We start from the raw sequence: 2,250 nt of genomic DNA, 5'->3' as shown, positions 1-2,250 counted from the left end.
GGGGGAGCGCGGCGTCGCCGTCGCCGACACCGACGCCGCGGTCGCCTGGCTGCGCGAGCGGGTCGGGCCCGGTGACGCCGTCCTGGTCAAGGCCTCCCGCGGCGCCCGGCTCGAGCGAGTCGCCGACGCCCTCCTGTCCGGGTGACGGCATACTTCTCGTTGTCCTGCCCACCCCCTGTCGTCCCCTGAACGGAGCTCTCGCTCGATGAAGGCCATCCTGATCGCCGGTGCGGTCTCGCTGCTCGTGACGCTCCTGGGCACCCGGGTCGCCATCAGCGTGCTGGTGAAGCAGGGCTACGGGCAGCTGATCCGCGACGACGGCCCGACGTCCCACCACACCAAGCGCGGCACCCCCACGATGGGCGGCCTGGTCATCATCCTGGCCGTGCTCGTCGGCTACGCCGCGTCGATGCTGGTCACCCAGACCGAGCCCAGCGCGTCCGCGCTGCTGCTGCTGTTCCTGTTCTGCGGCCTGGGGCTCATCGGCTTCCTGGACGACTTCATCAAGATCTTCAAGCAGCGCAGCCTGGGCCTGCGCAGCAAGGCCAAGCTCGTCGGCCAGACCCTGATCGGCCTCATCTTCGCGATCCTGGCCATCAACCTCGAGGACGACGAGGGCTCGACCGTCATCACCCACGCGGTCTCGTTCACGCGCGACATCCCGGGCTGGACGCTGCCGAGCGTCGTCCTGGTCGTCTGGGTGCTGGTGCTCATCGCCGGCACCAGCAACGGGGTCAACCTGACCGACGGCCTCGACGGCCTGGCCACGGGCACCTGCGCGATGATCTTCGGCGCGTACGTGATCATCAACATCTGGCAGAGCAACCAGAACTGCGACACGAACCCGCTCGTCTCCAAGTGCTACGAGGTGCGCGACCCGCTCGACCTCGCGGTCGTGGCGTCGGCGCTCATGGGCGCGTGCATCGGCTTCCTGTGGTGGAACGCCTCGCCGGCGAAGATCTTCATGGGCGACACCGGCTCGCTGTCGCTCGGCGGCGCGATCGCCGGCCTGGCGCTCATGACCCGCACCGAGCTGCTGCTCGTCGTGCTCGGTGGCCTGCTCGTGGCGATCACGATGTCGGTCATCCTGCAGGTCGGCTTCTTCAAGCTGAGCAAGGGCAAGCGGCTGTTCCGTATGGCGCCGCTGCAGCACCACTTCGAGCTGCTCGGCTGGGCCGAGGTCACGATCGTCGTGCGCTTCTGGCTGATCAGCGCGCTGTGCGTCGCGACCGGCCTGGGCATCTTCTACGCCGAGTGGGTCGCGAGCCTGTGAGCGAGCGCAGCGGGCGCGTCGACGTCACGCAGCTGGGCCGTACGTCGGACTGGAGCGGCGTCCGCGCCGTCGTGGCCGGGTTCGGCCGCAGCGGGTTCGCCGCCGCCGACACCTTGCAGCACCTCGGGGCGCAGGTCGTGGTCGTGGACGAGCGCGAGCCCACCGCCATGGCCGAGCAGGCCGAGCTGATGCGCGTCCTGGGCGTCGAGCTGCGGGTCGGTCCGGCAGCACCGCGACGCTGCCCGAGCCGGTGGACCTGGTCGTCGTCTCGCCCGGGTGGCGGCCGGACGCGCCGCTGCTGCGCCAGGCCCTGGGCGCGGCGTGCCGGTGTGGGGCGAGGTCGAGCTGGCCTGGCGCCTGCGCGGCGAGGACGCGGCCCCGTGGCTCGTCGTCACCGGCACCAACGGCAAGACCACCACGGTGCAGATGCTCGCCGCGATGCTCCAGGCCGCCGGCGAGCGCGCCATCGCGGTCGGCAACGTCGGCACCCCGGTGCTCGAGGCGGTCATGGACCCCGAGCCGTGGGACGCGCTGGCCGTCGAGCTGTCCAGCTTCCAGCTGTACTGGCAGGAGTCGATGTCGGCCCAGGCCGCCGCCGTGCTCAACCTCGCGCCCGACCACCTGGACTGGCACGGCAGCGAGCCGGGCGGCGCCGACGACCCGCTGGCCCGCTACGCCGCGGCGAAGGCGAAGGCCTACGAGAACGCCCAGGTCGCGTGCGTCTACAACGTCGAGGACCCGGCCACCGAGCGGATGGTGGAAGAGGCCGACGTCGTCGAGGGCTGCCGCGCGATCGGCTTCACCCTCGGCGTCCCGGCGCCCGGCATGGTGGGCCTGGTCGAGGACGTCCTGGCCGACCGTGCCTTCGTCGAGAACCGCGCCACGTCCGCGGCCGAGCTGGGCACCCTGCGCGACCTCGAGCAGACGCCCGGACGCACGCCCCCGCCGCACCAGGTGGCGAACGCCCTCGCCGCGCC

The 2,250-nt window shown here is 71.8% G+C and carries 2 protein-coding genes; both read left to right on the top strand.

Annotation, left to right across the window (positions count from 1 at the left end; all coding sequences use genetic code 11):
- Nucleotides 1–205: 205 nt before the first annotated feature.
- Nucleotides 206–1,273: a phospho-N-acetylmuramoyl-pentapeptide-transferase gene (mraY, locus tag AC2W7G_RS14230; RefSeq protein ID WP_485869011.1), complete on the top strand. Its 1,068-nt coding sequence runs from the start codon at nucleotides 206–208 to the stop codon at nucleotides 1,271–1,273.
- Nucleotides 1,274–1,594: 321 nt separating this feature from the next.
- Nucleotides 1,595–2,250: Mur ligase family protein (locus AC2W7G_RS14225; protein WP_485869010.1), on the top strand; the 656-nt coding region annotated here is incomplete at its 3' end.

It is taken from the genome of Aeromicrobium sp. PFPM2_SD2 (assembly GCF_057364525.1).
Note: the sequence above shows the minus strand (reverse complement) of the source record. Positions and strands in the feature narration are given on the sequence as shown.